This is a genomic window from Rhodococcus sp. KRD162 (genome assembly GCF_017168335.1).
GTDB lineage: Bacteria > Actinomycetota > Actinomycetes > Mycobacteriales > Mycobacteriaceae > Rhodococcoides.
The window spans coordinates 1-2,139 of the sequence record NZ_JABFAU010000039.1 but is presented as its reverse complement, the minus strand read 5'-3'; the positions used below and the strand labels follow the sequence as shown (position 1 = coordinate 2,139).

Below are 2,139 nucleotides of genomic sequence, written 5' to 3'. Positions count from 1 at the left end.
TCGACGAGATCTGCGTCGGCGATATCGCCGTGCACGAACTCGATGCGCTCGGCCACCGAGTCGAGGGAGGCCTTGTTACCGGCATAGGTGAGTTTGTCGAGCACGGTCACCTGGGCGTCGGGGCGCTGCGCGAGGGTCTGGTGAACGAAGTTCGCGCCGATGAACCCGGCCCCACCCGTGACGAGAATTCTCATGAACAGGCACTTTACCGGGGGAAGCTCGACGCGGCTGGACGCGCAGCTTCCCTACGGACTCGGGTTGGACCGCTCGACAGTGCGTCCCGCGAAGGCCGCAAGACGCTCGTACGCATTGGCCCCGGCCGGTGCGGGTTGCTCCGGATAGAAGGCACCCACCCGTCGCTCGTCGGTCAAGTTGGCGGACATGAACGCCATCCCCTCCTCCGCCACAGCCTGATCGAAATCATCGGTCGCGCGTCCGAGCGCGGTGGCGAGATCCCACGCATGTACCGACAGCTCGGCAGCGACCATGCCGAGCGGAAGCGGCGATCCGCCGTCTATCACCGCCAGCAGCTCATCGGTCCTCTCGGTCCACAGCGGCATCGGGTCGTCGACCGATTGCGGAGAGGTCGACCAGTCGACCTCCTCGCCGCGGGCCATCGTCACCAACTGCCCCGCCGTGTGCACCAGGTGGTCCGTCAGGCCGGCTACGGTCCACTCGTCGCACGGCGTCGCCGCCGCACGAGCATCACCGGTGGCAGCGGCGAGGAGCGTGGTGACCTGGCTGATACCAGTATCGACGTGAGTGCGGCTCGTCACCATCGTTGTCCTCGATTTCTGTGGGGCGCGGAGTATGCAGCGAGCCTAGAACTCCTGCTCCCGTCACGCTGCGCAAATCACGCAGGTACAACCGAGCGGGCGGTGTCATGGTCTGGAAGACTTCGCGGTCATGCGGGGAATCATTCTGGCGGGCGGTACGGGTTCGCGGCTTCATCCGATCACGATGGGTGTCAGCAAGCAGCTGGTGCCGGTCTACGACAAACCGATGATCTACTACCCCCTCTCGACGCTCATCCTGGCCGGGATCCGCGAGATCCTGATCATCACCACCCCGCAGGACGCCGAGCAGTTCACGCGTCTGCTCGGTGACGGCTCCCAGTTCGGCATCGAGCTGACCTACAAGGTCCAGCACGAGCCGAACGGTCTCGCGCAGGCGTTCGTGTTGGGCGCCGAGCACATCGGCACCGATTCCGCTGCACTGGTGTTGGGCGACAACATCTTCTACGGCCCCGGACTGGGCACGCAACTGTCCCGCTTCGAGACCATCGACGGCGGAGCGGTATTCGCCTACGAAGTCTCCGACCCCACCGCCTACGGCGTCATCGAATTCGACGACGACCGTCGAGCAATCTCGTTGGAAGAAAAGCCGACTGTCCCGAAATCGAACTACGCCGTCCCCGGCCTGTACTTCTACGACAACGACGTCATCGCCATCGCCCGCGACCTGACACCCTCCGCCCGTGGTGAGTACGAGATCACCGACGTCAACCGCCACTACCTCGACGCCGGACGCCTGCACGTCGAAGTACTGCCCCGCGGCACCGCCTGGCTCGACACCGGCACCTTCGACTCCCTGCTCGACGCCTCCAACTACGTGCGCACCATCGAACAACGCCAAGGCCTGAAAATCGGATCACCCGAAGAAGTCGCGTGGCGACGCGGGTTCATCTCCGACGACGAACTGCGCGTGCGCGCGGAAACGCTCGTCAAATCCGGGTACGGCCGCTACCTGCTGGACCTGATCGCCCGAGGGAACCGATGACCTTCCGAGAACTGAACATCGCCGGTGCCTACGAATACACCCCACGCCAGTTCGGCGACGACCGCGGAGTGTTCTTCGAATGGTTCAAAGCCTCCGCGTTCGAAGAGCAGACCGGCCGAGCGCTCGAGTTGAAGCAGGCCAACTGCTCGGTCTCCGCCGCCGGAGTGCTACGCGGCATCCACTTCACCACCAACCCGCCCGGACAAGCGAAATACGTCACCTGCGCCCGCGGGGCCTTCCTCGACGTCATCGTCGACCTACGCCTGAGCTCACCCACCTTCGGGCAATGGGACTCCGTGCTGATCGACGACATCGACCGCAAAGCGGTGTTCCTCTCCGAAGGACTCGGCCACGCCATCC

General features: G+C 64.6%; 4 protein-coding genes. 2 read left to right on the top strand and 2 right to left on the bottom strand.

Features of this window, described 5'->3' with window-relative positions; all coding sequences use genetic code 11:
* Both J1M87_RS24945 and J1M87_RS24940 read right to left on the bottom strand, forming a co-directional pair.
* On the bottom strand, positions 1-194 hold a 194-nt coding region (locus tag J1M87_RS24945), incomplete at its 3' end, for an NAD-dependent epimerase/dehydratase family protein (RefSeq protein ID WP_206492442.1).
* A gap of 51 nt (positions 195-245) precedes the next feature.
* A complete protein-coding gene (locus J1M87_RS24940; RefSeq protein ID WP_206492441.1) occupies positions 246-779 on the bottom strand; it encodes a maleylpyruvate isomerase N-terminal domain-containing protein in 534 nt (177 codons plus the stop codon).
* A 127-nt stretch (positions 780-906) separates the two neighbouring features.
* Here J1M87_RS24940 and rfbA point away from each other — a divergent pair, with 127 nt between their 5' ends.
* On the top strand, positions 907-1,779 hold the full coding sequence (gene rfbA / locus J1M87_RS24935; RefSeq protein ID WP_206492440.1) for a glucose-1-phosphate thymidylyltransferase RfbA: 873 nt from the start codon (positions 907-909) through the stop codon (positions 1,777-1,779).
* The coding region (locus J1M87_RS24930) for a dTDP-4-dehydrorhamnose 3,5-epimerase family protein (protein WP_206492439.1) at positions 1,776-2,139 on the top strand (364 nt) is incomplete at its 3' end. The genes rfbA and J1M87_RS24930, both read left to right, overlap by 4 nt.